This is a genomic window from Burkholderia sp. MSMB1835 (genome assembly GCF_001526365.1).
GTDB lineage: Bacteria > Pseudomonadota > Gammaproteobacteria > Burkholderiales > Burkholderiaceae > Burkholderia.
On sequence record NZ_LOYP01000059.1, the window covers coordinates 270893 to 296813 of the forward strand.

Below are 25921 nucleotides of genomic sequence, written 5' to 3' on the forward strand. Positions count from 1 at the left end.
ATCGCGTGACAGCCTGCCGACGGCCCGCCGAATCACCGCGCGGTTGCGCCTATCGACGTGCATCGCGCGACCGAATCCTTGCGAATCGAAAAGAAAAACGGGCGGCGAACACGCACGACGTGCGCATTCTCCACCCGCTCCGCATGCGAGTACACGAGTACACGAGTACACGAGTACGCGATCAGTGCAGCTTCACGCGCGGCAGCGTCGTGCGCCGCAGCCAGTGCGCGACCGTGTCGAGCATCATCCGCGGATAACCGTGCAGCGCCGCGATGTGCAGCCGGTACAGCGACATGTACATGAAGCGCGCGAACAGCCCTTCGATCAGCATGTTGCCGCCGATCAGCCCGCCCATCAGATTGCCGACCGCGCTGAAGTGACCGAGCGACACGAGCGAACCGAAATCGCGATACGTGAACTCGGGCAGCGGGCGCCCCTCGAGCCGGCAACCGATCGCCTTCAGCAGGAAGCTCGCCTGCTGGTGCGCAGCCTGCGCGCGCGGCGGCACGTTACGTTCGTTGCCGGGCCATGCGCAGGCCGCGCAATCGCCGAGTGCGAACACGTTGTCGTCGGTGAAGGTCTGCAACGTGCGGCGCACGTCGAGCTGCCCGAGCTTGTTGACCTGGAGGCCGTCGAGGTGCGACAGCACGGACGGCGCCTTGATGCCGGCCGCCCAGACCGTCAGGTCCGCGCGCACCACCTTGCCGCTCGCGGTATGCACGAACCCGGGCGCCACCTCGGTCACGCGCTCGCCGAGCATCAGCCGCACGCCGAGCTTCTCGAGCAGTTCGGCCGTCGCCGCCGACACGCGCTCCTGCAGTGCCGGCAGAATCCGCGGCCCCGATTCGATCAGCACGATGCCGACGTCGTTGCGCGGATCGAGCTTGTGCAGCCCGTACGCGGACAGCACCTGCGCGGTATTGCGCAGTTCCGCCGACAGCTCGACGCCCGTCGCGCCGCCGCCGACGATCACGACCTGGATGCGCGGCTCGGCCACCCCACCCGGCGCCGTCGGCGCCGGCGTCTGGTGCTCGGCACGCATGCATGCCGCGATCAGCCGCTTGCGGAAGCGTTCGGCCTCCCCGACCGTATCGAGTGCGATCGCGTTTTCCGGTGCACCCTGCACGCCGAAGAAGTGGGTCGTGCTGCCGATCGCGATCACGAGCGTGTCGTATTCCAGCTCGCGCGCCGGCAACAGTTCCGCGCCGTCGCTGTCGTTGAGAGGCGACAGCATGAGACGCTTGGCCGCGCGGTCGAGCCCGGACAGCTCGCCCTGCTGGAACTCGAAGCCGTGCCAGCGCGCCTGCGCCGCATATTCGAGCTCCTGCGTGAACGGGTCCATGCTGCCGGCCGCGACCTCGTGCAGCAGCGGTTTCCAGATGTGCGTCGGATTGCGGTCGACGAGCGTGACAAGCGCACGCGCGGGACGATTGCCGCGCGCGCCGTAACGATCGCCGAGCCGCGTCGCCAGTTCCAGGCCGCCCGCGCCTCCGCCTACGATGATGATCCGATGCATCCGATTCCCCCTTTGCGATTCGAAACTGCTGCCGCCGGATGAAGCAAACGCGATGCATTCGCGCCGTCCGGTGGATTAACCGGTTCGGACATCATCGATGTGCAGTTCGAAGCACTACGATGCGGCCGATCCGGAACGCGGGGCGCGCCGCCCCGCGTCAATGACATGACTGACATGCATTGTCCGGGAGCTTGCGCGTTGACCACAAGCAAACCATCTCGATATTTGGCATCCCTGCAACAATATGCCGCGGGAAACGGGGAGCGCTCGGGGGTGCGTCAGTGTGCCTCTTCCCAGTTCGCGCCGGCGCCCACTTCGGCGACCAGCGGCACCTTCAGCTTCGCGACGCCACACATCATTTCCGGCAATTTCTCGCGCACCAGCGACAGCTCGCTTTCGGGCACCTCGAGCACCAGTTCATCGTGCACCTGCATGATCATCCGCGACGCGAGCCGGTCACGCGTGAGCCAGTCGTCCACCGCGATCATCGACAGCTTGATCAGGTCGGCCGCCGTGCCCTGCATCGGTGCATTGATGGCCGCGCGCTCGGCCGCCTGGCGGCGCGGGCCGTTGCCGCCGTTGATCTCGGGCAGCCACAGGCGGCGACCGAAAACGGTTTCGACGTAGCCCTTCTCCTTCGCGGTCGCGCGCGTGTCTTCCATGTACTGCGCGACGCCCGGGTAGCGGGCGAAATAGCGGTCGATATAGAGCTTCGCCGCATCGCGCGTGATGCCGAGGTTCGACGCGAGCCCGAACGCGCTCATCCCGTAGATGAGCCCGAAGTTGATCACCTTCGCGATCCGGCGCTGGTCGGAATTGACCTCCAGCGGCGTCACGCCGAACACTTCGGCGGCCGTCGCGCGGTGGATGTCCTCGCCCTGCGAGAACGCGCGCAGCAACGACGCGTCGCCCGAGATATGGGCCATGATCCGCAATTCGATCTGCGAATAGTCGGCCGACACGATCCGGTGGCCCGGCGATGCGATGAACGCCTCGCGGATGCGCCGGCCTTCGGCCGTGCGCACCGGAATGTTCTGAAGATTGGGGTCGTTCGACGCAAGACGGCCGGTCACCGCGACCGCTTGCGCATAGTTCGTGTGCACGCGGCCGGTGGTGGGGTTCACCATGCGCGGCAGCTTGTCGGTATAGGTCGACTTCAGTTTCGACAGCCCACGATGCTCGAGCAGCAGCTTCGGCAGCGGGTAGTCCTCGGCCAGCTTCTGCAGCACTTCCTCGTCGGTCGACGGCGCGCCGCTCGGCGTCTTCTTCACGACCGGCAACTGCAGCTTCTCGAAGAAGATCTGACCGATCTGCTTCGGCGACCCGAGATTGAATTCGCCGCCCGCCAGTTCGTACGCTTGCCCTTCGAGCTCGATCAGACGCGTCGCAATTTCGGTGCTCTGCGCCTGCAGACGCGCATCGTCGATCAGCACGCCCGTACGCTCCATCTTGCGCAGCACGAGCGACACCGGCATCTCGATCTCGCGATACACGCGCTCGAGGCCCGGCTCGCGCGCGACCTGCGGATACAGCGCGTGATGAAGCTGCAGCGTGATGTCGGCGTCCTCGGCTGCATATTCGGCGGCCTGCGCGAGCGCCACTTCGTCGAAACCGATCTGCTTCGCGCCCTTGCCGGCCACGTCCTCGTACTTGATCGTCTTGACGCCCAGATGGCGCAGCGCGAGGCTGTCCATGTCGTGCGTGCGGTGCGATTCGAGCACGTACGACTCGAGCAGCGTGTCGTGCTCGATGCCGTTCAGTTCGATGCCGTAGTTCGCGAGCACCTGTGCGTCGTACTTCAGGTGCTGGCCGACCTTCTTGCGATCGGCCGATTCGAGCCACGGCTTCAGGCGCGCGAGCACCTCGTCGAGCGGAAGCTGCTCGGGCATGTCGGGGCCGCGGTGCGCGACCGGCAGGTAGGCGGCCTTGCCCGGCTCGACCGAGAACGACAGGCCGACGAGCCGCGCGAGCATCGGGTCGAGCGCGGTGGTCTCGGTATCGAACGCGGTCAGCGCGGCCGCATCGATCTTCGCGAACCACGCGTCGAACTGCTCCCACGTCTGGATCGTGTCGTATTCGCGCACGACGTCGGTCGCGATCACCGGGGCCGGCTCGCCTTCCGGCGCATCGGCGCCGCCGCCTTCCACGGGTGCGCTGTCGACTTCGCGCAGCCAGGTCTTGAAGCCGTAGCGCGCGAAGATGTCGCGCAGCAGCTCGCGCGCCTCGCCGTCGCTCTTCAGCGAGGCCTCGATCGATTCGAGATGCGGCGCGAGATCGCAGGCCGTCTCGACCGTCACGAGCTTGCGACCGAGCGGCAGGAAATCGAGCGCGCGGCGCAGGTTGTCGCCGACCACGCCCTTGATCTCGGCCGCGTGTTCGATCACGCCGTCGAGGCTGTCGTATTGCGACAGCCATTTCACGGCCGTCTTCGGCCCGCATTTCTCGACGCCCGGCACGTTGTCGACGGTGTCGCCGATCAGCGCGAGGTAGTCGATGATCCGCTCGGGCGGCACGCCGAACTTCGCGATCACGCCGTCGCGATCGAGCGTCTCGTTGGTCATCGTGTTGACGAGGGTGACGCGCTCGGTCACGAGCTGCGCGAGATCCTTGTCGCCGGTCGACACGATCACGTTCATCCCGTGCTGCTCCGCTTCGCGCGCGAGCGTGCCGATCACGTCGTCGGCCTCGACGCCTTCGACCATCAGCAGCGGCCAGCCGAGCGCGCGCACGGCGCCGTGGATCGGCTCGACCTGCAATGCGAGGTCGGGCGGCATCGACGGACGGTTTGCCTTATAGTCGGCATAAAGGTCGTCGCGGAACGTCTTGCCCTTTGCATCGAACACGCAAGCGCTATACTCTGCACTGACTTCCTTGCGCATACGGCGCAGCATGTTGATGATTCCGTAGAGCGCTCCGGTCGGCTCCCCGCCAGGGCCACGCAAATCAGGCATCGCATGGTAAGCCCGATACAGATAGCTCGAACCGTCAACCAATAGCAGGGTCTTACCTTCCAGATTTCGTTCTTCAGGCATTATGAACAAGAGAAAAGTGATTCCGAGTCTGCGTTCGCTCGCAGATCAAGAACGCGCGACGGCCAAGAAGGCGCGCGCATCGTGGCAGATGTTCACGATTATGGCAGAGTTTATCGAGGCGACCGAGTACCTGTCGGAGATCCGCCCGGCCGTCAGCATCTACGGTTCTGCCCGCCTCAAACCCGACACGCCGCACTACAAGCTCGCGGTGCAGATCGCGCGCAAGCTGTCGGACGCCGGCTTCGCCGTGATCTCCGGCGGCGGCCCCGGCATCATGGAAGCCGCGAACAAGGGTGCGCACGCCGGCAAGGCGCCGTCGGTCGGCCTGAACATCGAGCTGCCGCATGAGCAGGCCGGCAATCACTATCAGGACATCTCGCTGCGCTTCCGCCATTTCTTCACGCGCAAGGTCACGTTCGTGAAGAACTCCGATGCGGTGATCGTGATGCCGGGCGGCTTCGGCACGCTCGACGAACTGTCCGAAGTGCTCACGCTGATCCAGACGAAGAAGTCGCGCCTCGTGCCGATCATTCTCGTCGGCAGCGAGTTCTGGCAGGGGCTGCTGCAATGGTTCCGCGATCAGTTGATTCCGAACGGCCTGATCAACCCGGAAGACATGGATCTGATGCAGGTGATCGACGACCCCGACCAGGTGCTCGACGCGGTGCTCGCGTTCTACGAGGACAGCGGCGAGGAAGAAGGCTCGGACGAAGATCATCCGCCGCGCCCGGAAGAAGACCGGATGTTCTATCTGTAACCGGTCAATGACGACAGCCGGCCCGATGGCCGGCTGTCGCGCTTCGACGCCATGGGTATCGCGATCCAGCGGCCCGCCGGGCGTGACTTTGTAACGCGCTGTTAATACTCGTTCGCCGCCGCGCGCGGTCGAATGTCAAATTCCCGCCGTCGGCGCTGCGCGATGTCGCGGGATCGCCCACACCGGCGGCCCGTCACTGTCAAATGGATGGCCCGTCGCGCGCCTGCGCACCGCCAATCCTCCGTAATAATCACGACTCGCCTTTTCCATTGCGCGGCAGCACACTTCATCGTGTCGGCGCGGCGATCCCCCGGTGGAACGGTCCCCCTCGCTTCCATCGCGTCGCGCCGACCCATTCATCACCACACCACGGAAAAGAACATGCAACGCTCGCTGATCGCCCTCGCCTTCGCCGGCCTCGGCCTTTCGCTGTCCGGCCTCGCTCACGCCGTCAACGTCGACGTCAACATCGGCACGCCCCCGCCGGTCGTCGTCGCGCCCGCGCCCGTCGTGGTCGCACCGGCGCCGGTGATCGTCGGCTGGCACGGCGACCGCTACTGGGACGGCCGCCGCTACTGGGAACGCCGCGAGTGGGAAGATCACGAGCGTCATCGCGGTCATGGCGGCTATCACTGCCCGCCGGGGCACGCGAAGAAGGGCGAGTGCTGAGCGCCTGAGCACGAGGCCATCCGGCCTTCGTATCGAAACGAAAAAACGAGGCCGCACGCGAACCCGGGTTCGCGTGCGGCCTTTGTCGTGACGGACGCCGTTGCGCCGTGTCGTTACTGAAACGCCACTTCCGCAAAACTCCGCAGCTTGCGGCTATGCAGCTTGTCGAGCCCGTTCGTGCGCAGGATCTCCATCGCTTTCACGCCGATCTGCAGATGCTGGTCGACCTGCCCGCGATAGAACGTGTCGGCCATGCCCGGCAGTTTCAGTTCGCCGTGCAGCGGCTTGTCCGATACGCACAGCAGCGTGCCGTACGGCACGCGGAAGCGGAAGCCGTTCGCGGCGATCGTCGCGCTTTCCATGTCGAGCGCGATCGCGCGGCTCTGCGACAGCCGCTGCACGGGCTCGCGATGGTCGCGCAGCTCCCAGTTACGGTTGTCGACGCTCGCGACCGTGCCGGTGCGCATCACGCGCTTCAGTTCCGCACCTTCGAGCCGCGTGACCTCGGCCACGCCGCGCTCGAGCGCGAGCTGCACTTCGGCCAGCGCCGGAATCGGCACCCACAGCGGCAGGTCGGCGTCGAGCACGTGATCCTCCCGCACGTAACCGTGCGCGAGCACGTAGTCGCCGAGACGCTGCGTGTTGCGCAGCCCCGCGCAGTGACCGAGCATCACCCACGCGTGCGGACGCAGCACCGCGATGTGATCGGTGATCGTCTTCGCGTTCGACGGGCCGACGCCGATGTTGACCATCGTGATCCCGCTGCCGTCCGCGCGCTTCAGGTGATACGCGGGCATCTGCGGCAGGCGCGGCGGCGCGGTGCCCTCGGCCGGTTCGCCGCCGAGGTTCGCGTTGTACGTGACGACGTCGCCCGGCTCGACGAACGCGCTGTACTCGCTGCGGTAAGCGCGCACCTCGGGATCGTCGCTTTCCGTCATCAGCGTACGGCCGAGCTTCACGAACTCGTCGATGTAGAACTGGTAGTTCGTGTACAGCACGTAGTTCTGGAAGTGCGTGGGCGACGTCGCCGTGTAGTGGCGCAGCCGGTGCAGCGAGAAGTCGACGCGTGCGGCCGTAAACAGCGCGAGCGGATGCGGCTCGCCCGGCGCCGGCTCGAACGTGCCGTTGACGATGCGATCGTCGAGATACGACAGATCGGGCGTGTCGAAGATGTCGCGCATCGCGAGCAGGCGGTCGCGATCGAGTTCGCCCTCGAGATGAATGCCTTCCGGAAACGCGAAATGAATCGGAATCGGCTGCGACGACACGCCGATCTCGATCTTCACATGGTGGTTCTTCGACAGCAGGCGCAGTTGCTCGCGGTAGTAGTTCGCGAAGAGATCGGGGCGCGTGACCGTCGTCTCGAATACGCCGGGACCCGCGACGAAGCCGTACGAGCGGCGCGAATCGACGTGCGTGTTGACGTCGGTGCGGATCCGCACGAACGGGTAGCACGCGCGCACGTGCTCGGTGATCGGTTCGTGGCGGCGATAGCGCGCAAACGCATCGCGCAGGAAGCCCGTATTCGTGTCGTAAATGGCGGACAGCCGCGCAACGGCGGCGATCGGATCGTCGAAAGCCTCGACCGACGGGCTTTCGGGCGACAGCACACGGTGCCGGCGGCTCAAATCGTTCTTCATTTTCATCACCTCGTCTGATCCGACGACATTACCACGGAACCCCGTCGCCTTTATGGCTGCCCCTGCGCGCGCAAGGGCCGGATGGCGCGCAGTATTTGCTAAAATCGGTAGGTTCACTGGAGACTCATCATGAAGCCGCTCATTTTCGTCGCCGCTGCCGTCGCGTTTGCCGCCGCCAGCGTCGCTCACGCCGCCGGCGGCACGCCCGACGCCGACGCGCAGGCCCGGGCCGAGGCCAACGAAGCCGCCGGCCTGCCCGATCTCCGCAAGATCAACCGGCCGGGCGCCGAAGTCACGTCGAAAGTGGACTTCGCCGACATCCGCCGCACGCCGAGCTTCCACGAAAAGAGCAAGAACGGCACCGAAGTCACCGAGTACCGCGACCGCGGCAAGCCGGTCGAGATCGACGTGAAGTCGAACTTCGGCACGCGCTACCAGATGAGCTCGACGCCCGACACGTCGCCGAAGCCGCACGACGCGGGCATCCCGATCACGCGCCTGCCGTCGCTGAACCTGCGCTACTGATTCCGTGGCGCCGCGCGCCGATCGCGCCGCGCCGCCCCTTCACCTGCTGTCGCGATGCACGCCGCCCGCGTGCCGACACCCTGACCTGACGCATCCCGCATGGCCGTTTTCACCGCTGTTTCCGACTCCGATCTCGCGCAATGGATGCGCCACTACGAACTGGGCGACGTGCTTGCGTTCCGCGGCATTCCGTCCGGTATCGAAAACAGCAATTTCTTCCTGACGACGACACGCGGCGAATACGTCCTCACGATCTTCGAAAAGCTCACGGCGCAGCAACTGCCGTTCTACCTCGACCTGATGCGCCATCTGGCCGCCCACGGCGTGCCGGTACCGGACCCGGTCCCGCGCGACGACGGCGCGTTGTTCGGCGAACTGCACGGCAAGCCGGCCGCGATCGTCACGAAGCTCGACGGCGCGGCCGAACTCGCGCCGGGGGTCGAACACTGCATCGAGGTCGGGCAGATGCTCGCGCGCCTGCACCTCGCCGGGCGCGACTATCCGCGCAGCCAGCCGAACCTGCGCAGCCTGCCGTGGTGGCAGGAGAACGTGCCGGCCATCGTGCCGTTCATCACGGACGCGCAACGCGCGCTGCTCGAAGGCGAGCTCGCGCACCAGGCCGGCTTCTTCGCGTCGGACGACTATGCGGCGCTGCCGGGCGGACCGTGCCATTGCGACCTGTTCCGCGACAACGTGCTGTTCGCCCATGCGGCGCCCGGCACCGGTCACGACGTGCGCCTCGGCGGCTTCTTCGACTTCTACTTCGCGGGCTGCGACAAGTGGCTGTTCGACGTCGCGGTGACCGTCAACGACTGGTGCGTCGACCTCGCGAGCGGCGTGCTCGACGTCGCGCGCGCCGATGCGCTGCTGCGTGCATACCAGACGGTCCGGCCGTTCACGGCCGAGGAACGGCGCCACTGGAGCGACATGCTGCGCGCCGGCGCGTACCGCTTCTGGGTGTCGCGCCTGTACGACTTCTACCTGCCGCGCGCGGCCGAGATGCTCAAGCCGCACGACCCCGGCCATTTCGAACGCATCCTGCGGGAGCGTATCGCGCATACGCCCGCGCTTCCCGAGATCCAAACCGCATGCAACTGATCGAAGTGCCCGCGAAAACGGGCTATGTCTGGTTCCGTCAAGGCATCTGGCTGTTCCGCCGGAATCCGCTCGCGTTCATCACGCTGTTCTTCACGTACCTGCTCGCCATTACGCTGGTGTCGATGGTGCCCGTGATCGGCCCGGCGCTGCCGCTGGTGTTCATTCCCGGCATCGCGGTCGGGTTCATGGCCGCGTGCCGCGACACGGTGGCCGGCAAGACGGTGATGCCGACGATCCTCGTCGACGGCTTTCGCTCGTACGGCACCGTCGCGACCCAGCGGCTGCTCGCGCTCGGCGCGATCTACGTCGCGTCGATGGTGCTGGTGTTCGCCGCTTCGTCGTTCGTGGACGGCGGCGCGCTGTTCCACGTGATGATGGGCGCGGCCGACGAAACGAACACGACGCCCGAGACGCTGGCCGCGCAAGGCACGCTCGGCGCGCTGTTCTTCGCGACGCTGCTCTATCTGCCGGTCGCGATGCTGTTCTGGTTCGCGCCGGTGCTGGTCGCGTGGCATGACGTCCCGCCCGCGAAGGCGCTGTTCTTCAGCGTCGTCAGTTGCTGGCGCAATCGCGGCGCGTTCGTCGTCTACGGCGCGCTGTGGTTCGGCGTCGCGCTCGGCACGTCGCTCGCGCTGTCGCTGCTGCTGCAGGCGCTCGGCGCCGGCGCGTATGCGCTGACGATCATGATGCCGGTGACGATCATCATCGTCACGATGCTGTACTGCTCGTTCTACGCGACCTATCGCGGCTGCTTCGGCGTGCAGGAACCGGGCGCGACCACGACGCTGTCGGGCCGCTGACCCTTCTCCCGGCCGGCGCATGTCGCCGGCCGTCTCGCCGTTTCCCGCGCCGGCTCGTCGCCCGGCGCGCCTTGACCTCTCCTCTTTTTCCGCTATCGACCCGGCTCCGGTCGCCCCTGTTCAATCCGGTCTTTTGCGCGCAAAATAATTTGCGTACAAATCGTTCGCGCATCCGCCGCGCTTCCCCGAATCATGGATCGCCTGCCTCCGCTGCCCCAGACGCTCGACGAGCAACTGTGCTTCGCGCTTTACTCGACTTCGCACGCGATGACGAAGGCGTACAAGCCGCTGCTCGACAAGCTGTCGCTGACCTATCCCCAATATCTCGCGATGCTCGTGCTGTGGGAACGCGACGACATGGCCGTGAAGGACATCGCCGCACGGCTCGACCTCGATCCGGCCACGGTCACGCCGCTGCTCAAGCGGCTGGAAGCGCTCGGCTACGTGGAGCGCGTGCGTAGCGCGGCCGACGAGCGCGTCGTCAACGTGCGCGTGACGCCGGAAGGCCGTGCGCTGAAGGATCGCGCGCGCTCGGTGCCCGCCGATCTCTTTTGCGCGATGCAGCAAACCCCCGAGTTCCTGATCAGGCTGCGCGCCGACCTCCAGCAATTGCGCGACGCGCTGTCGGTAGCCAACGAACGCTGACGCTCGAGCGCCGAGCGACCTGCCCGGCGCCATCGGGTTTTTCTCGCAAATTTCATTTGCACACTAATGATTTGTGTTCTATATTTTCCTCGTGGCCGGCGACACCCCGTCTCACCGGACCGCTTTTCTCCCTTTTCCCGACAGGAGCTGCACGATGAACATTCTGTACAAGACCAGCGCCACGAGCACGGGCGGCCGCGACGGCCGCGCGGTATCCGCCGACCACAAGCTGGAAGTGAAGCTGGCCGCGCCGCGCGAACTCGGCGGCACGGGTGCGGAAGGCACGAATCCGGAGCAACTGTTTGCTGCAGGTTACTCGGCCTGTTTCCTGAGCGCGATGAAATTCGTCGCGGGCCAGAACAAGCAGACGCTGCCGGCCGATACGCAAGTCACGGCGGAAGTGGGCATCGGCCCGAACGATGCCGGCGGCTTCGGGCTCGACATCGAACTGCGGGTATCGCTGCCGGGGCTCGACAAGGCCGACGCGCAGGCGCTGGTCGACAAGGCGCACCACGTGTGCCCGTATTCGAACGCCACGCGCAACAACGTACCGGTGCGCCTGACGGTCGTCTGACGCGACGCAGGTTCGGCAGAATGCAAAAAGGGCGCGTGCGGCACCATGCCGCACGCGCCCTTTTGCGCGAATCGTCGAAATGGCGGGCCGGTAGGCCCGCGCGCGCCGCTTAGCGCGCGCCGAACGAATACGGGCGGTTCATTGCCGCGTCGCGATCGATCTTGCGCATGCGGAATTCGAGATCGTAGATGTCGGTGGCTTCGGCCAGGTACGCGTCGGCGCGCTCTTTCGCGGCCTTTTCAGCATTCTTGGTCAGCATCAGGAAGAGGTGGCTCAGCAGGTACATGTTCGATCTCGCAAAGGTCTGGACTAGGGTTTTCCCGAATTATAGGGAAAACCCTAGGCTTTGGCCAGCGTCGATCAAACGGTGCGTCGTTCGGTCGCCACAGTGCGACGATGGGTTTCGAAAAAGGTCCAGATCATTGCACTTGCGTCGGGGCCGACTGCCGCGTGAAACGGCACGGCTTCGTCGCCGCCGGCCCACGCGTGATCGAGCCCTTTCACGTGGCAAAGCCGCACGACCGGCTCGCCGTCGCGGCATACGTCGGTCACTCGAGCACCCGTTTCGCGCGTCTCGACGCGCTCGCCGCCGCGCAACGCACCCCGGCTATCGGCGAGCCCGTTCAGGCGCATGAACTGCACGGCCAGTTGATCGGCATTCTTCGGCGCGACGACCCGGTCGCCATCGCCCTGGACGATCAAGGCGGGCATGCCCGGATACGCGCCGGCGTCGACCAGCGTATCGACCGCCGCAGCCGGGTTCTGCCGCAGGCCGCGCCGCATCACGTCCATCGCGGTGATGCCGGAATTCGCCTCGCCGAGCGCGGGGCCGGAGTGCAACGCGACCGCCGCGAAGCGGTCCGGATGGTGCAACGCAAGAAGCGACGCGAGGCCCGCGCCAGCCGACAGCCCCGCGACGTAGACGCGCGACGCGTCGAAGCCGTGCTCGTCGACCAGCGCGTCGACCAGCGACGCCACCGCGTCCGCCTCGCCCCGCCCCGCGCGGTCGGTGTCCTCGTACCAGTGCCAGCAGCCATGCGAATGCGCGCGCAGCGACTGCTCCGGATACAGCACCGCGAAACCGTGCTTGTCGGCCAGCAGGTTCATCCGCGTGCCCTGCGCGAATTCGTCGACCGACTGCTGGCAGCCGTGCAGCATCACGACGAGCGGTATCGCGCCACGCCGACGGCCGGGCGGCACATAAAGCCCGTACGCGAGATTCTGGACAAGGCGGCCGAGCGCCGGCGCCATCGGATGTTCGCCGCGCGTCCATTCGCCCGCCGCCCAGGCGGCCGCGCGCGGCCGCACGCGCGATTCGCGCGGCTGGGATGGATCGGGCACAGCAGGCGAGGCCACGGCCTCGAGTGCATCGCGAGTGAGGCGCTGCGCATCGCGCGCCGCTCGCTTGGCGGCCGGAGACAGCATGCGTTTCATGCCGCCCAGCCACATCTTGGTCAGACTTTTGGTCATCGATCGGGCTCGCAGTCAGGAAAAATAGGGGCGCCATCAGAGCACCGCAACGGATGCATCGTTCGACTTTGTGCAATGCACCATAGCATTGTTTCCGGGATTTTTCCTGCACGCCGATCGTTCCCGATCGTGCAAAAAACGGGCCTCATGCGGACGCGGCGCTATACTGGGGCTTCGTCGCTTGTATCCGTTGTAGTCGTTCTTCCCGGCTCGCGCGTTGATTTAAGCATTGTCCCCGCCTTCGTCCGCTCCCTTCCCGATGTTCGACCTGCCCGCTCACCTTTGGATCATGATCACCGCGTTCGGCGGCGCCGGCCTGACCTTGCCGCTCGCGATCACGATCGCCGTCTGGCTCGCGCTCGGCTACTCGTGGCAGCGTGCGGCCGCGTGGCTCGGCGTGCTCGCGGCCGCGATCGGCGTGGTGGCGCTCACGAAGATCGCGTTCCTCGGCTGGGGCATCGGCATCCGCGCGTGGGATTTCACCGGGTTCAGCGGGCATGCGATGCTGTCGACGTCGGTGTATCCGGTCGCGATCTTCCTCGCGCTGATCCGCACGCGCACGCCGGTGCGGATCGCCGGCATCGCGCTCGGGCTCGCGGCCGGCGTCGCGGTCGGCGTGTCGCGGGTCGCACTGGCCGCGCATTCGCCGTCCGAATCGATCACCGGCTGCATCGTCGGCGCGATTGCCGCGCTCGCGTTCATCGCCGGCTCGTGGCGCGCGGCGCCGCACCGCTGGTCGGTGCCGGCGGTCGTCGCGAGCCTCGCGCTCGTCACCGTGGCGCTGCACGGCCTCACGGTGCCGTCGCACCGCTGGGTCACCAAGGTCGCGCTGCAACTGTCGGGCCACGAACGCCCGTTCGTCCGCGCGCGCTGGAAGGCCAACCCGAACTACCGTCCCGCGTCGCAGCCGTCGTCGCTGCAGCGCACCGAATCGGCGCCGCATACGCTTCACGCGTGACGGCCACCCCTTTTTACGTCTGACCATTTCATGCGCACCGCCGCATGAGCAGTATGTCGAGCGTTATAACCCGCCCTATATTACGATTACGGTTTCCACCCATTCGACACGAATCCCCATGCGCTCAACCGTCCGTCCGCTTCGCCGCGCCCTGCTTCGCCTGCTGCCGATCGTCACGCTTGCCGCCGGGGTCGCGTTCAGCGCGTCCGCTTCCGCCGCCGACGAACTGGTCGTGTCGGCGGCCGCCAGCCTGACGAATGCATTCAAGGCCGTCGGCGACGCGTACGAGAAGCAGCATCCCGACACCAAGGTGCTGTTCAACTTCGGCGCGTCGGACGTGCTGATGCAGCAGATCGCCAAGGGCGCGCCGGCCGACGTGTTCGCGTCGGCCGACCAGAAGGCGATGGATCGCGCGGTCAACGAGAAGGTGATCGTGCCCGGCACGCGCCGCGATTTCGCCGCGAACTCGCTCGTGCTGATCGTGCCGGCGGACAGCCACGCGGCCGCGCCGACGTCGCTGAACGACCTGACCGCGCCCGGCGTGAAGCGCATCGCGTACGGCGACCCGGCCTCGGTGCCGGTCGGCCGCTACACCGAGGGCGCACTGCGCGCGGCCGGCGTGTGGGACGCCGTCAGCGCGAAGGGCGTGCTCGCCGCCAACGTGCGCCAGAGCCTCGACTACGTCGCGCGCGGCGAGGTCGACGCGGGCTTCGTGTTCGGCACCGACGCCGCGATCATGCCGGGTCGCGTGAAAGTCGCGCTGACGGTGCCGACCCGGACGGCCATCACCTACCCGATCGCCGTGGTCAAGGACAGTCGCCACGCCGCGCAGGCGCAGTCGTTCATCGATTTCGTCGCGTCGCCGCAGGGCCAGGCCGTGCTGTCGACGTTCGGCTTCAAGCCCGCCAAGTGAGCGTATCGCGATGCAAGACGCCTGGGTCCCGCTGCTGCTGTCGCTGAAGGTGGCCGGCTGGGCGACCGCGCTCGACATCGTGCTCGGCGTCGCGGCGGCGTTCGTGCTCGCGCGCTGGCGCTCGCCGCTGCGCGACGTCGTCGATTCCGTGCTGACGCTGCCGCTCGTGCTGCCGCCGACGGTGCTCGGCTATTACCTGCTCGTGCTGCTCGGCCGGCGCGGCGTGTTCGGCGCGTGGCTCGACACGCTCGGCATCGCGCTGGTGTTCACGTGGCAGGGTGCGGTGATCGCGTCGATGGTCGTCGCGTTTCCGCTGATCCTGAAATCGGCGCGCGCGGCGTTCGAGGGCGTCGATCCGCATCTGGAGCGCGCCGCGCGCACGCTCGGGCTCGGCGAAGGGGCGGTGTTCTTCCGCGTGACGCTGCCGCTCGCCGCGCGCGGGATCCTCGCGGGGGCGCTGCTCGCGTTCGCGCGCGCGCTCGGCGAATTCGGCGCGACGCTGATGATCGCCGGCAACCTGCCCGGCCGCACGCAGACGCTGTCGGTCGCGATCTACGCGGCCGTGCAGGCCGGCGACGACGCCACGGCCAACTTCCTCGTGCTGGTGACGTCGATCACCTGCGTGCTCGTGCTGCTCGCGACCGGCTGGCTCGTGCCGTCGCGCGCCCGGCGGAGCCAACTGACATGAAGCGCCCGTCCCGTCCGTATCGCCGGCACCGTGCGGTAGCCGGCCCGCTTCGGCGGAGGGTCGAATGAGCCTCGTCGTCGATATCCGCAAGACCTATGCGAACGCCGAGCGCCGCTTCACGCTCGACATGTCGTTCACGGCGACGACGCAGCGCGTCGTGCTGTTCGGGCCGTCCGGCGCGGGCAAGAGCATGACGCTGCAGGCGATCGCCGGACTGCTGACGCCCGACGAAGGCACGATCGCGCTGAACGGCGAGCCGCTGTTCGACGCCGCGCGCCGCATCGACGTGCCGACCCGCGAACGCCGGGTCGCGTATCTGTTCCAGGACTACGCGCTGTTTCCGCATCTGAACGTGCGGCAGAACATCGCGTTCGGGCTCACGTCCGGGCTGCGCAACCCGCGCGCGAAAACGGTGCCGCCGGAGGTCGCGTACTGGCTGCGCGCGTTCGATCTCGAATCGCTCGCCGGGCAGTATCCGTCGCAGTTGTCGGGTGGGCAAAAGCAGCGCGTGGCGCTCGCGCGCGCGCTGGTCGCGCAGCCGCGCATCCTGCTGCTCGACGAACCGTTCGCGGCGCTCGACGGCGCGATGCGCCAGCGCATGCGTCATGAGCTCGCCGAACTGCAGGCGCGGCTCGACATCCCGATGGTGCTGATCTCGCACGACCCCGACGACGTCGCCGCCTTCGGCGACCAGGTCGTGCAGTTGAGCGAAGGACGCGTGCTGGCGAGCGCGCCGCACGCCGAGTGGCCGACGCGCGTCGTCTGAACGCGCGACGCCGTGGTCGTGACCGTGGCGCTGGCCGCCACGTTGAAGCCTGAGAGACGCCGCATCGCGGCACATGCTGAAAGCGGAAACGAAGCCGGTGCGATGCAAACGGGTGCGGCGCCGGCTTCGCTCCGTCCCGCGGCGAGCCGCACTGCCCGGTCAGCCCGTCACCGCCAGTATCACGCTCGACGCCTTGAACAGCGCGATCGCGCGCCGGCCGGCGTCGAGCTGCAACGCGTCGACGCTGTCGTTGGTCACGACGGCCGTCAGCGTCCCGCCGCCGTCGAGCGCGAGCGTCACCTCGCTGTTTATCGCGCCCGCCGCGACGGCTTCGACGCTGCCGCACAGCCGGTTGCGCGCGGACACCTTCAGCTCGGCCCCGCCGTCGTCGACCGCGAGCACGACCCACGACGCCTTCACCAGCGCGCATGCGCTCGCGCCTTCCCGCAACCCCAGCGCGTCGGCGCTTTCGTGCGTCAGCACGGCGACGACGGATTGCCCGCCCGGCAGCGCAAGCGTCACCTCGTCGTTGACCGTGCCGCGCACGATCGACGCGACCTTGCCGAACCACTGGTTGCGCGCGCTCGTCTTCACCCCGATCCGGCCGATCAGCGCCCAGTCGACGTCGAAGCCGGCCACGGCCGCGCTCGCGGCCTCGATGAAGCGGCGATGCTCGCGCTCGATCGTGCGGAATGCGGCGATCAGCGACGTCGCGCGCGGCGTCAGCGTCGTGCCGCCGCCGCCCTTGCCGCCCGTCGAACGCGCGACGAGCGGCTCGCCGGCGAGATTGTTCATCGTGTCGACCGCGTCCCACGCGGCCTTGTAGCTGAGGCCGACGGCCTTCGCCGCGCGCGTGATCGAGCCGGTGTCGCCGATCGCCGCGAGCAGCGCGATGCGCGTCGCGCCGCCGAGCGTCTGTTCGCCGGCGCGCAGCCACAGCTCGCCGCCCAGTTCGAGCGGTCCGGCGGACGAGGAAGAATGCGGGGCGTCGGTCGTCATCGGCATGCGTGCGGGATACGGGCGGCCATTATAGGGGCGGCGCGCGCGGCGTCAGCCCGGCTTGCCGCCGAGCTTCGGCGCCCGCAGGCTGGCCAGCAGCGCCTCGGCGTCGCGCGCCGCCCGCTGTTCGAGCGCGGCGCCGTAGCCGCGCACGAAACCGAGCTGGTACGGCGGCGCCGCCAGTTGTTCGAGATGATGCAGCGCGACCATCGCGTCGTTCGCCTCCCCGAGCACGCTCTGCACGCGCGTGAGCGTCTTGACCGTCTCGTTGCGCGTGCGGCGCGACGCGAGCGACGCGAAGAATTCGAGGGCATAACGCAGCCGCTTCGCATCGATCCGCACCCGATGGCGTGCCTCGGTGTCCAGCGACGTGAGCGACGGCGATGCGTAGAGATGACCGAACAGCCGCCGCACGCGCTTGGACGCGTGACGCCGCAGCGACGGCGCGTCGTCGCCGTCGGCCGCCGGCAGCGCGAGCGCGCTCAGCCATTCGAGCCAGCCGAGCGTCAGCCGCGCATAGCGGGCCGAATGCAGCGCCTGCCGCAGCTCGACGCGCGCGGCCATCGACTGCGCGCGGGCGGCGTCGAGCGTGCCGTCCCAGTCGCTGCCGCCGCCGTCGGCCGCGATCAGCGCGGGCAGGCTCTCGGTCGCGAACACGTCCCAGTCGCGCACCGTGCCGAGCAGCGCGGCGAGCCAGCGCAGGTCGACGCCGAGCGTGTCCTTCCATTGACGGTCGGTGAAGCGCGGGAAGAAGCGCATCAGCGTGCGCAGGCGGCGCAGCGCGACGCGCATCTGGTGCACGAATTCGGGATCGTCGCGATCGAGCACGCCGCATTCGTTGCCGAGCCACTGCGCGGTGATGTCGCCGGACAGCGCGAACAGCGCGGCGCGCTGGGTGCGGATGCCGGTCAGGTCGACGGATTGCGCCTTGACCAGCGCGGGCGCCAGCGGGCCGCCCGCACAGGCGCGGTCGATCACGCTCGTCAGTTGCACGAAGGCGGGCCACGCGCCGCTCAGTTCGCGCGCAGCGGCAAACAACGCGCACAGCGCGGCCGTGCGCGCGGCCACGGTTTCCCAGTCCGGCGCGGCCAGGCGCAGCTCGACGTGGCGGCGCGGCGGCTCGCCGCCGCCGTGCAGCGTGATGTCGTCGAGCGTCATTTCGACCACGACGCCGCTGTCGTCGGCCCAGCGCCCGCGCCGCCGTTCGCTGACGACGCGCAGCGCCGACGCCTGGGACCGCGCTTCGTCGGTGTCCGGTGCATCGCCGCCGACGGCGGCCCGTGCGTCGGCACCGGCTGCGGCACTCGGCGTGGGTATCGGCAGCGGCGTCGCGACCGCGATGCCCGCGTGCTCCGCGTCGAACAGTTCGCGCTGCGTGACGCCGGGGGCGAACGTCGCGGTGCGCGAGGCGACGACCCGCGTACCATGCGCGTTCGATTCGACCCAGGTCCACCAGTTCGCGCCGGGACTCCGCTCGGCCTCCTCGATCTGGCACGGCGCGATCGTCACGCGCTCGTGGCCGCGCCGCATCCGGACCTGCGGGCAGATCCGCCACGCACGCACGAGTTCGGCGCCGAAGTCGCGCTGCGCGCCCCGGGCGCGGCTTGCGCCCTTGACCGGCCACCCTTCCAGCGACAACGACAGCACGATTTCCAGCACACGCGACATGGAGGCTCCTGCACATGAAGGATCGCCGGCGCATCGACCGCGCCGGCGTCGCTCGTGAAGCAACTTCCATAGTACACGCCCCAAAAGCGCGCAGGCGACGATCCGGCCCTGTCTCCCTGTGGCAGGTCAAGCCGGCACGTCAGACGGCGTATTGCGCGATGCCGTTGCCGAACGACCAGTTCTCCTTCAGCACCTCGACGAGACTGATGAATACGTCTTCCCGCCGCACGCCGGGCTGCTGCGCGAGGTTCTCGACGATCGTCCGGTACAACGCCCGCTTCTGCTCGAGCGTGCGTGTGTTGTTCGCGGTGATCTGGATCATCACGAGATCATCGCTGCGCTCGATATCGTAGTAATGACGGCCGAACACGAAATTCTCGGCCGCGTGCTCGGTCACGACCATGAAGATGTCGTCCTCGGGGACGTTGAACGTCTGCATCAGCGCGCGGTGCACGCCGTCGACGAGGGCCCTGCGGTAGGCGGCCGGTTTGCCTTCGCGTACGGCGATACGGGTCATTGGCATGGTCTTGCTCCTGTCGGTGAATGACGTTGAAGAACGAAAACACAGCGTCAGGTTAGGCGCGCCGATCTATAATGAACAGTCATTGACGGATATTTCATTCATTTTCATTTGAAATGAAAGTACTCGACCTCGATGCCGTCCGCGCGTTCGTGCTGGTCGCCGACCTCGCCAGCTTCACGCGCGCCGCCGATGCGCTCGGCACCACGCAATCGGCCGTCAGCCTGAAGCTGAAGCGGCTGGAAGCCCATCTCGGCAAGCCGCTGCTCGCGCGCACGCCGCGCGTCGTCAAGCTGGCCGCCGACGGCGAGCATTTCCTGCCGGCCGCCCGTGCGCTGCTCGACGCGCACGAGCACGCGCTCGGCGCGATCTCGACCGGCACGGTCCGCCTGTCGCTCGGCGTCAGCGAGCACGTCGCGGTGCCCGACCTGCCGGCCGTGCTCACGAGCCTGCACCGGCAGGATCCGGGACTGTCGCTGGAAATGCATCTCGGCGCGTCGACGAGCCTGCTTCCGCAATACGACGAACGGCGGTTCGACGCGGTGATCGTCCGTCACGAGCCGGGCGAGGATCCGCCGCGCGACGACGGCACGCCGCTGTTCACCGAGCCGCTCGCCTGGCTCGCCGCGCCCGACTGGACGCCGCGCGCCGGCGAGCCGCTGCCGCTCGCGGTGCTGGCCGGCCCCTGCGGCGTGCGGGCCGCCGCGCTGCGCGCGCTCGACCGCGCGGGGCTGCCCTGGCGCGAGCGCTTCACGGGCGGCGGGGTCGCGGCGGTCACGGCGGCGGCCGCGGCGGGGCTGGCCGTCTGCCCGCTCGCGCGCCGCGTCGCCCCGCGCACGCTGGTCGACGTCGGCGCGAAATTCGGGCTGCCGCCGCTGCCGCAATCGCAGGTCGTGCTGTATTCGCGCGTACGCGACGCCCGGGCCGCCGCCGCGCTGCGCAGGTTTGCCGACAGCCTTGCAATCTCGGCGTAAACTAGCGGGCTCCACCGCCCGCAATCTCCAGACGAATGCCGATGAAGCCCGACGCCCGCAAGCACCTCCGCGCCAATCTGCTGATGCTCGCCGCCGCCGCGATCTGGGGCTCCGCTTTCGTCGCGCAACGCCTGAGCCTCGACGTGATCGGGCCGTTCCTGTTCACCGGGCTGCGCTTCCTGCTCGGCGCGCTCGTGCTCGTGCCGCTGCTGATGATGAATACGGCGTCGCGCGCGCAGCTCGCGGCCATTCGGCGCGAACCGGCCCTGCTGCTGCCGGGCGTCGCGCTCGGCGGTCTGCTCGCCGTGTCGATCTCGCTGCAGCAGTTCGGCCTGCAATACACGCGGATCGCCAACGCCGGCTTCATCAGTTCGCTGTACGTCGTGATCGTGCCGCTGATGGGCGTGTTCGCGCGCCACCGGATCGGCGCGGGCACGTGGTTCGGCGCGATGCTGGCCGCGGTCGGCCTGTATTTCCTCAGCATCGACGAACACTTCGCGGTACTCGACGGCGACTGGTTCCAGCTCGCGGGCGCCGTCATCATCGCCGCGCACGTGATGGCGGTCGGCCATCTCGCGAAACGCCACGATCCGCTCGTGCTCGCGTTCCTGCAATTCGCCGTGTGCGGCATCGCGTGTCTCGCGGTCGGCCTGGCGGTCGAACCGGTCAGCGTCGCGATGCTGCGCGGCGCGCTGCCGACGCTGCTGTACGGCGGGCTGCTGTCGGTCGGGGTCGGCTATACGCTGCAGGTCGTCGCGCAACGCGACGCGGCGCCCGCACACGCGGCCGTGATCTTCAGCATGGAAGGCGTGTTCGCGGCGATCGCCGGCTGGGCCGCGCTCGGCGAAACGCTGACGCTGCGCGCGCTCGTCGGCTGCGCGCTGATGCTGGCCGGCCTGCTCGCGTGCCAGTTGCTGCCGAACGGCGACGCACGGAAAAAGGACGAGGACGCGCTGCCGGCGTGACGCCCACCGTCCCTATAATGGCGATTCGCGTGACTTCCACGCCAACCGCTTCCGACAGGCCTGCTCCGTGACGTCCACTTCCGTCGATCCCGCCGCCGACCTGCTGCGCGAACGCGCAGCGCACTACGCCGCCCAGGCGGCGCTATTCCTGCGCGACCAGGCGCTCTCCATCGCGTCGCACGACCTGCGCAGCCCGCTGAATGCGATGCACAGCTGGGCCTACGTGCTCGAGCGCCAGCTCGCCCATGCCGATCCGAACCTGCAGCGCGCGCTCGCGGGCATCCGCACGGGCATCGACCAACAGGTCGCGCTGATCGACGGCGTGCTCGACGCGCCGCGCGCGGAAACGCGCATGCTCACGCTCGCGCCGCGGCCGTTCGCGCTGCGCGCGCTGCTCGACGAGACGGTCGCGCTCGTGCGGTTCGCGCTCGCCGACGCACGGCAGGTCACGCTCGACACGACGCTGCCGGACGGCGAACCGTCGCTCGCCGTCGATCGCGAACGCGTCGCGCAGGCGCTCTGGACCATGCTGACGACGGCCGTCGAGGCCAGTGCCGCGGGCAGCCGCGTCGCATTCGCCTGCACGCGCGACGGCGCGCAATTCACCGCGCGCGCCACCTGCACCGTTAACGCCGACGCGCTCGTCGATCCCGCGCAGCCGCACGCGTTCGAATCGTTCGCCCGGCGCGAGATGCTGCGCGAGCGCGATGCAAAGCGCAGCGCGTGGACGCTCGCGCTGTGCCAGCGCGTCGCGCTCGCGCACGGCGGCACGTTCACGCACGACGTGTTCGCCGACGGCGCCGCCGCCACGCTCACGTTCTCGATTCCCTGCGAGGCGCCGGTGTAAGCAAGCGGCCGGTCGATACATTACAAATTCCTTTCCGGCTCTATACTGATGGGCCTGTCATAACCGGAGCGATTCTTTGTTACAGATCTTCGCGCTCATCGGCGCGTTGTTCCTGGTGGCCCTGAACGGGTTCTTCGTTGCGGCCGAATTCGGCCTCGTCAAACTCCGCGCGACGCGCGTCAAGACCCTCGCCCGCAAGCACGGCTTGCGCGGGCGCATCCTCGGCATCGTGCACGGCCGGCTCGACGCGTATCTTTCCGCGTGCCAGCTCGGCATCACGCTCGCGTCGCTCGGCCTCGGCTGGGTCGGCGAACCGGCGTTCGCGCAACTGATCGGCCCGCTGCTCGACCTGGTCGGCGTCCACTCCGAACGCGTCGTGCACCTGATCTCGCTCGTGTTCGCGTTCTCGCTGATCTCGTTCCTGCACATCGTCGTCGGCGAACTGGCGCCGAAATCGATGGCGATCCGCCAGTCGGAGAAGGTCGGCCTGTGGGTCGCGCTGCCGCTCTACGCGTTCTACTGGGCGATGTATCCGGCGATCTGGGTGCTCAATACCAGCGCCAACGCGGTCCTACGGCTCGCGGGGCTGTCGGCCGACCACGGCGGCGACGCGCACTATTCGACCGACGAGCTGAAGCTGATCCTGCGCAGCCGCCGCAGCGCGGCCGGCAATGCGGCACAGCCGGCGCGCGGCACGTACAGCAACGACGAGTGGAACACGCTCGCGCACTCGCTCGATTTTTCGTCGATGACCGTGTCGGACCTGATGCGGCCGGCCCATGAAATGATCGGCCTGCGGCGCGACCTGCCGCTGCCCGACAACATGGAGATCGTCGCGCGGCACCGCTTCAGCCGCTATCCGCTGTTCGAGGATGCGTCGCGCGAACAGGTGAGCGGGCTGATCCACCTGAAGGACCTGTTGCTCGCCCGTCACGCGGGCGCCGCGCTCGACGACCTGTCCGACTACGTGCGCCCGGTCCAGTACGTGAAGCCCGACACGCCGGCGCTCGAACTGTTCCGCCGCTTCCGCAAGGGCGCTCCGCACTTCGCGCTGGTGGGCAACAAGGGCGAGAAGCCGATCGGCTTCCTGACGCTCGACAACCTGCTCGGCGCGCTGGTCGGCCAGATCCACGACGAGTTCCGCCAGGGCGATGCCGACTGGAGCCGTCTCGACGACGGCACGTTGATGGGCAAGGGCAGCCTGCCCGTCGTCTCGCTCGAACAGGCGCTCGGCATCGACATCGACGAAGGCCGCGCGGAATCGGTCGGCGGCCTCGTGATCCAGGCGCTCAACGACCTGCCGACCGAAGGGCAGCGCGTGTCGTTCGACCGCTTCGACGTCGTCGTGAAGAAGATGAACGGGCCGCGCATCGTGCTCGTGCGCGTCTATCCGAAGATCGCGAAAGAGGCCGACGAATGACGGCCGCGCGCCGCGTCGTCGCGCGATGAACGCGCCGCTGCCGCGCTGCTGCGTGATCACGCCGGAACCGGCGTCCGCGTCGGCGGCCGATCGGGCCGCGTTTCTCGACCGGCTGTCGGCCGTGCTCGCGCGCGGCGAAACGCTCGTGCAACTGCGCGTGAAATCGCTCGACGCGGCCGCGTTCGCATCACTGGCCGCCGCGGCGCTCGCCCGCTGCGACGCAGCCGGCGCGTCCCTGATGCTGAACGGGCCGATCGATGCAGCCGGCGTGATGCGGCTCGACGGCGCCGGCTGGCATCTCGATGGCGCCGCCTTGCGCGCCGTCGCGCAACGACCGCTGCCGGCCGGCCGCCGCGTGTCCGCCGCGTGCCACTCGCACGACGATCTGCTGCTGGCCGCGCGTGCGGGCGCGGATTTCGTCACGCTGTCGCCGGTGCTGCCGACGCTCAGCCACCCCGGCGCGCCGACGCTCGGCTGGGCGCAATTCGACACGCTGGCCGCCCAGGCCGCGATGCCCGTGTTCGCGCTCGGCGGCATGACGCGCGCGCATCTCGACGAGGCGCGCCGTCACGGCGCATACGGCATCGCGGGCATCCGCGGGTTCTGGTAATTCGGCGCCTTCCGGCAGCGTTACCGGGCCGCGCCCGGCTCCGACGCGTCACGCGCTCGGCCTCACGCGTTCAGGTTCGGACGCATCCCGCGCCACGAACCGTCGTCGATGCGACGCACATCGTGCGTCAGCGCGTAGCGATTGACGTCGCCCGTCAGCCACGCGACGAGCGAATACGGCGGCAACTCCCCCTCATCGACCCGGTCGCGCGCACGCGCCGGCGTCTCGAACACCACGCGCCCTCGCGGCGCGTCGAACGGCACCGCCTCGGGCGACAGGTTCAACGCGATCGTCAACGTTTCGTCGTCGGCAAGCCGCCATGATGCGCACAGCGCGTCGGCATCGCCGTCGCCATCCGCTTTCAGCGCACGTGCGTCCTGCGGCCGGCAATCGGACAGCCTTGGCGCGATCAGCTTCGCGCGCACCGCGAGCGCCGACTGCACGAAATGCGCGCGGTCGATGTCGCGCGCGGTTTCGTCGAAGATCAGCGGGATCTGCGGCGTGAGCAGCGACAGCGCCAGACCGGCCAGACCGGCCGCCTGCCCATCGTGATCGCCCGGGCCGCCGTCACGCCATGCGCCATCGGACAGGACGAGCGACGTCAGCGACAGGCCGCCGTCGGCGGCCATGCCGTCAGCCGGCGCGGCCGGCCGGTACGCCGCGCCGGCCGCGGTCAGCGCGCGAGCGAGCGTGTGAATCGACTGGTGCATCGAAATGCCTTCATGCGCCGACGTGTCGCGCCCCGTGAGCCGGTGCAGCGCGCGTTCGCCGCAGCCGTTCCACTGCGCATCGAAATGGGTATCGGCGAGATGGGCCGGATGCCGCTCGCTGCCGAGCACGAGATGGATCAGCCGGTCGGCCGGCACGGCGGCGCGCACGCGATCCGCGATCTCGCGCAGCCACGACACGCCGATCCGGTCGGCTTCGCGCAGGCGCAGCCCGTCGCAGCGGTATTCGTCGATCCAGTACAGCGCGTTGTCGCAGAAGAAATCGCAGACTTCCGGATGGTCGAGCGCGAGCGGCGCGGCCTGCAGCGGATCGTCGCGCGTGTGGAAGAACGGCCCCGCGTAGTGGCGCAGCGCATCGGTGCCGCTGCCGAAGCGCGCGTAGTCGAGCTCCAGCAGCACTGCGAGACCGTAGCCGTGCGCATCGTCGATCAGCGCCTTCAGCGCGTCGGGGCCGCCTTCGGCCGCGAGCGGCGCGAACGGCAGGCTGTCGTGCGGCGATGCGAGCAGCTCCAGCGCGGTCACGCCGAGGCGCGCGAGCTGCGGCAGGCGGCGGCGCACGCCGTCGAAGCCGCCCACCGCGTGCGGGCGGATCGCATACAGCGCGATGTCCTCCCACGCGCGCCCGTGCCAGAACGTATTGCGCCATTTGAACGCACGCGGATCGACGACCTCGCTCGGGCCGTTGAGCCCCTCGGGTTGCGAGCGCGACGCGGGATCGGGAATCGACACCGTATCGTCGAGACGATAGCGGTAACGCGCACCCGCGCCGCAGTCGACGAAGACTTCGAACCAGTTCGGGCCGGCGCTCGTCATCGGGACGAGCGTCGGGCCGTAGCCGGTATCGAGTTCGAGCTGGACGTGAGTGCTGCCGGGCGCCCACACGCGAAAATGCGTGCGCGGCGCCGTGCTGAGCGCGCCGCAGGGCTGCGCGCCAAACGGCAAACAATGGATGTAGTGCTGCGCGTACGGATCGTGCGGACAATCGGACATCATGCGCTCCTCGTGCGTACCGAGCGGCATGGCCGCGCCGATGGCGCAGCGCATCGGGGCCCGGCATGCGACGGCCAGGCGGGGGAGAGAAACGAGTATGCGCCGGATTCGCCATCTCGATGCATCGTGGTCAGACATTTTTAAATGCG

25 protein-coding genes are annotated in these 25921 nt (G+C 68.4%); 16 read left to right on the forward strand and 9 right to left on the reverse strand.

Annotation, left to right across the window (positions count from 1 at the left end):
* Positions 1 to 181 precede the first annotated feature (181 nt).
* Positions 182 to 1516: an NAD(P)/FAD-dependent oxidoreductase gene (locus WS96_RS30575; RefSeq protein WP_059837571.1), complete on the reverse strand. Its 1335-nt coding sequence runs from the start codon at positions 1514 to 1516 to the stop codon at positions 182 to 184.
* Positions 1517 to 1794: 278 nt separating this feature from the next.
* Positions 1795 to 4548: a DNA polymerase I gene (polA, locus tag WS96_RS30580; protein ID WP_059837573.1), complete on the reverse strand. Its 2754-nt coding sequence runs from the start codon at positions 4546 to 4548 to the stop codon at positions 1795 to 1797.
* Position 4549: 1 nt separating this feature from the next.
* Here polA and WS96_RS30585 point away from each other — a divergent pair, with 1 nt between their 5' ends.
* Together WS96_RS30585 and WS96_RS30590 are read left to right on the forward strand one after the other, a co-directional pair.
* On the forward strand, positions 4550 to 5305 hold the full coding sequence (locus WS96_RS30585) for a TIGR00730 family Rossman fold protein (RefSeq protein ID WP_034205239.1): 756 nt from the start codon (positions 4550 to 4552) through the stop codon (positions 5303 to 5305).
* Between the two features lie 381 nt (positions 5306 to 5686).
* A complete protein-coding gene (locus WS96_RS30590) occupies positions 5687 to 5974 on the forward strand; it encodes a hypothetical protein (protein ID WP_059784081.1) in 288 nt (95 codons plus the stop codon).
* A gap of 113 nt (positions 5975 to 6087) precedes the next feature.
* On the opposite strand, the gene WS96_RS30595 is transcribed toward WS96_RS30590, so the two are convergent.
* Entirely contained in the window at positions 6088 to 7614 is a 1527-nt protein-coding gene (locus WS96_RS30595) for an AMP nucleosidase (RefSeq protein ID WP_034205241.1), read from the reverse strand.
* 129 nt (positions 7615 to 7743) lie between these two features.
* Between WS96_RS30595 and WS96_RS30600 the strand changes: the two genes are divergently transcribed.
* From WS96_RS30600 to WS96_RS30620, 5 genes are all read left to right on the forward strand, one after another.
* Entirely contained in the window at positions 7744 to 8139 is a 396-nt protein-coding gene (locus tag WS96_RS30600; protein WP_006479446.1) for a hypothetical protein, read from the forward strand.
* Between the two features lie 99 nt (positions 8140 to 8238).
* On the forward strand, positions 8239 to 9237 hold the full coding sequence (locus WS96_RS30605; protein WP_059837575.1) for a homoserine kinase: 999 nt from the start codon (positions 8239 to 8241) through the stop codon (positions 9235 to 9237).
* Complete coding sequence (locus WS96_RS30610) at positions 9228 to 10037, forward strand: BPSS1780 family membrane protein (RefSeq protein ID WP_059837577.1); 810 nt, start codon at positions 9228 to 9230, stop codon at positions 10035 to 10037. Before WS96_RS30605 ends, WS96_RS30610 begins: the two co-directional genes overlap by 10 nt.
* Before the next feature lie 192 nt (positions 10038 to 10229).
* Positions 10230 to 10682 carry a MarR family winged helix-turn-helix transcriptional regulator gene (locus tag WS96_RS30615; RefSeq protein WP_006479449.1) on the forward strand — a complete coding sequence of 151 codons (453 nt, stop codon included), beginning with the start codon at positions 10230 to 10232 and terminating at the stop codon, positions 10680 to 10682.
* 154 nt (positions 10683 to 10836) lie between these two features.
* Positions 10837 to 11256, forward strand: a complete 420-nt coding sequence (locus WS96_RS30620) for an organic hydroperoxide resistance protein (RefSeq protein ID WP_048988685.1) — start codon at positions 10837 to 10839, stop codon at positions 11254 to 11256.
* A gap of 109 nt (positions 11257 to 11365) precedes the next feature.
* Here the strand turns inward: WS96_RS30620 and WS96_RS33370 are convergent, their stop codons facing one another.
* Together WS96_RS33370 and WS96_RS30625 are read right to left on the reverse strand one after the other, a co-directional pair.
* Positions 11366 to 11542, reverse strand: coding sequence for a DUF3563 family protein (locus tag WS96_RS33370; RefSeq protein ID WP_082720398.1), 177 nt, complete (start codon positions 11540 to 11542; stop codon positions 11366 to 11368).
* A 74-nt stretch (positions 11543 to 11616) separates the two neighbouring features.
* Complete coding sequence (locus WS96_RS30625; RefSeq protein ID WP_059837578.1) at positions 11617 to 12726, reverse strand: extracellular catalytic domain type 1 short-chain-length polyhydroxyalkanoate depolymerase; 1110 nt, start codon at positions 12724 to 12726, stop codon at positions 11617 to 11619.
* A gap of 259 nt (positions 12727 to 12985) precedes the next feature.
* Here WS96_RS30625 and WS96_RS30630 point away from each other — a divergent pair, with 259 nt between their 5' ends.
* The 4 genes from WS96_RS30630 (at position 12986) to WS96_RS30645 (ending at position 16051) form a co-directional block, all read left to right on the forward strand.
* Positions 12986 to 13684, forward strand: coding sequence for a phosphatase PAP2 family protein (locus WS96_RS30630; RefSeq protein WP_059784089.1), 699 nt, complete (start codon positions 12986 to 12988; stop codon positions 13682 to 13684).
* Positions 13685 to 13802: 118 nt separating this feature from the next.
* Positions 13803 to 14597: a molybdate ABC transporter substrate-binding protein gene (modA, locus tag WS96_RS30635; RefSeq protein WP_059837580.1), complete on the forward strand. Its 795-nt coding sequence runs from the start codon at positions 13803 to 13805 to the stop codon at positions 14595 to 14597.
* A 10-nt stretch (positions 14598 to 14607) separates the two neighbouring features.
* Positions 14608 to 15285: a molybdate ABC transporter permease subunit gene (gene modB, locus WS96_RS30640; RefSeq protein WP_059501220.1), complete on the forward strand. Its 678-nt coding sequence runs from the start codon at positions 14608 to 14610 to the stop codon at positions 15283 to 15285.
* A 64-nt stretch (positions 15286 to 15349) separates the two neighbouring features.
* Positions 15350 to 16051 (forward strand): sulfate/molybdate ABC transporter ATP-binding protein, encoded by a 702-nt coding sequence (locus tag WS96_RS30645; protein ID WP_034205251.1) that lies wholly within the window; start codon positions 15350 to 15352, stop codon positions 16049 to 16051.
* Positions 16052 to 16210: 159 nt separating this feature from the next.
* Here WS96_RS30645 and WS96_RS30650 read toward each other — a convergent pair whose 3' ends face one another.
* The 3 genes from WS96_RS30650 to WS96_RS30660 all read right to left on the reverse strand — a co-directional run bounded on the left by WS96_RS30650 (position 16211) and on the right by WS96_RS30660 (position 19241).
* A complete protein-coding gene (locus WS96_RS30650; RefSeq protein WP_059837582.1) occupies positions 16211 to 17056 on the reverse strand; it encodes a TOBE domain-containing protein in 846 nt (281 codons plus the stop codon).
* A 45-nt stretch (positions 17057 to 17101) separates the two neighbouring features.
* The gene (locus WS96_RS30655; RefSeq protein WP_059837584.1) at positions 17102 to 18718 is read right to left on the reverse strand and encodes a CHAD domain-containing protein; all 1617 of its coding nucleotides are present in this window, start codon (positions 18716 to 18718) and stop codon (positions 17102 to 17104) included.
* Positions 18719 to 18857: 139 nt separating this feature from the next.
* A complete protein-coding gene (locus WS96_RS30660; RefSeq protein WP_059837586.1) occupies positions 18858 to 19241 on the reverse strand; it encodes a tautomerase family protein in 384 nt (127 codons plus the stop codon).
* Between the two features lie 113 nt (positions 19242 to 19354).
* Here WS96_RS30660 and WS96_RS30665 point away from each other — a divergent pair, with 113 nt between their 5' ends.
* The 5 genes from WS96_RS30665 (at position 19355) to WS96_RS30685 (ending at position 24054) form a co-directional block, all read left to right on the forward strand.
* Positions 19355 to 20212, forward strand: coding sequence for a LysR family transcriptional regulator (locus tag WS96_RS30665; RefSeq protein ID WP_059837588.1), 858 nt, complete (start codon positions 19355 to 19357; stop codon positions 20210 to 20212).
* A 41-nt stretch (positions 20213 to 20253) separates the two neighbouring features.
* Positions 20254 to 21177: a DMT family transporter gene (locus tag WS96_RS30670; protein WP_059825661.1), complete on the forward strand. Its 924-nt coding sequence runs from the start codon at positions 20254 to 20256 to the stop codon at positions 21175 to 21177.
* Between the two features lie 67 nt (positions 21178 to 21244).
* Positions 21245 to 22024 carry a sensor histidine kinase gene (locus tag WS96_RS30675; protein WP_059837590.1) on the forward strand — a complete coding sequence of 260 codons (780 nt, stop codon included), beginning with the start codon at positions 21245 to 21247 and terminating at the stop codon, positions 22022 to 22024.
* A gap of 76 nt (positions 22025 to 22100) precedes the next feature.
* Entirely contained in the window at positions 22101 to 23444 is a 1344-nt protein-coding gene (locus tag WS96_RS30680; RefSeq protein ID WP_059825444.1) for a hemolysin family protein, read from the forward strand.
* 25 nt (positions 23445 to 23469) lie between these two features.
* Entirely contained in the window at positions 23470 to 24054 is a 585-nt protein-coding gene (locus WS96_RS30685; RefSeq protein WP_059837592.1) for a thiamine phosphate synthase, read from the forward strand.
* A 62-nt stretch (positions 24055 to 24116) separates the two neighbouring features.
* On the opposite strand, the gene WS96_RS30690 is transcribed toward WS96_RS30685, so the two are convergent.
* A complete protein-coding gene (locus WS96_RS30690) occupies positions 24117 to 25772 on the reverse strand; it encodes a DUF3459 domain-containing protein (RefSeq protein ID WP_059785093.1) in 1656 nt (551 codons plus the stop codon).
* Between the last annotated feature and the right edge of the window lie 149 nt (positions 25773 to 25921).

Bases quoted from the DNA above. Each gene is read 5' to 3' on its own strand.
- WS96_RS30660 (WP_059837586.1), bottom strand. From the start codon at position 19,241: ATGCCAATGACCCGTATCGCCGTACGCGAAGGCAAACCGGCCGCCTAC.
- WS96_RS30605 (WP_059837575.1), top strand. From the start codon at position 8,239: ATGGCCGTTTTCACCGCTGTTTCCGACTCCGATCTCGCGCAATGGATG.
- WS96_RS30590 (WP_059784081.1), top strand. From the start codon at position 5,687: ATGCAACGCTCGCTGATCGCCCTCGCCTTCGCCGGCCTCGGCCTTTCG.
- WS96_RS30615 (WP_006479449.1), top strand. From the start codon at position 10,230: ATGGATCGCCTGCCTCCGCTGCCCCAGACGCTCGACGAGCAACTGTGC.
- WS96_RS30670 (WP_059825661.1), top strand. From the start codon at position 20,254: ATGAAGCCCGACGCCCGCAAGCACCTCCGCGCCAATCTGCTGATGCTC.
- WS96_RS30595 (WP_034205241.1), bottom strand. From the start codon at position 7,614: ATGAAGAACGATTTGAGCCGCCGGCACCGTGTGCTGTCGCCCGAAAGC.
- polA (WP_059837573.1), bottom strand. From the start codon at position 4,548: ATGCCTGAAGAACGAAATCTGGAAGGTAAGACCCTGCTATTGGTTGAC.
- WS96_RS33370 (WP_082720398.1), bottom strand. From the start codon at position 11,542: ATGTACCTGCTGAGCCACCTCTTCCTGATGCTGACCAAGAATGCTGAA.
- WS96_RS30690 (WP_059785093.1), bottom strand. From the start codon at position 25,772: ATGTCCGATTGTCCGCACGATCCGTACGCGCAGCACTACATCCATTGT.
- WS96_RS30645 (WP_034205251.1), top strand. From the start codon at position 15,350: ATGAGCCTCGTCGTCGATATCCGCAAGACCTATGCGAACGCCGAGCGC.
- modA (WP_059837580.1), top strand. From the start codon at position 13,803: ATGCGCTCAACCGTCCGTCCGCTTCGCCGCGCCCTGCTTCGCCTGCTG.
- WS96_RS30630 (WP_059784089.1), top strand. From the start codon at position 12,986: ATGTTCGACCTGCCCGCTCACCTTTGGATCATGATCACCGCGTTCGGC.
- WS96_RS30685 (WP_059837592.1), top strand. From the start codon at position 23,470: ATGAACGCGCCGCTGCCGCGCTGCTGCGTGATCACGCCGGAACCGGCG.
- WS96_RS30610 (WP_059837577.1), top strand. From the start codon at position 9,228: ATGCAACTGATCGAAGTGCCCGCGAAAACGGGCTATGTCTGGTTCCGT.
- WS96_RS30585 (WP_034205239.1), top strand. From the start codon at position 4,550: ATGAACAAGAGAAAAGTGATTCCGAGTCTGCGTTCGCTCGCAGATCAA.
- WS96_RS30600 (WP_006479446.1), top strand. From the start codon at position 7,744: ATGAAGCCGCTCATTTTCGTCGCCGCTGCCGTCGCGTTTGCCGCCGCC.
- WS96_RS30575 (WP_059837571.1), bottom strand. From the start codon at position 1,516: ATGCATCGGATCATCATCGTAGGCGGAGGCGCGGGCGGCCTGGAACTG.
- WS96_RS30655 (WP_059837584.1), bottom strand. From the start codon at position 18,718: ATGTCGCGTGTGCTGGAAATCGTGCTGTCGTTGTCGCTGGAAGGGTGG.
- WS96_RS30650 (WP_059837582.1), bottom strand. From the start codon at position 17,056: ATGCCGATGACGACCGACGCCCCGCATTCTTCCTCGTCCGCCGGACCG.
- WS96_RS30625 (WP_059837578.1), bottom strand. From the start codon at position 12,726: ATGACCAAAAGTCTGACCAAGATGTGGCTGGGCGGCATGAAACGCATG.
- WS96_RS30665 (WP_059837588.1), top strand. From the start codon at position 19,355: ATGAAAGTACTCGACCTCGATGCCGTCCGCGCGTTCGTGCTGGTCGCC.
- WS96_RS30620 (WP_048988685.1), top strand. From the start codon at position 10,837: ATGAACATTCTGTACAAGACCAGCGCCACGAGCACGGGCGGCCGCGAC.
- modB (WP_059501220.1), top strand. From the start codon at position 14,608: ATGCAAGACGCCTGGGTCCCGCTGCTGCTGTCGCTGAAGGTGGCCGGC.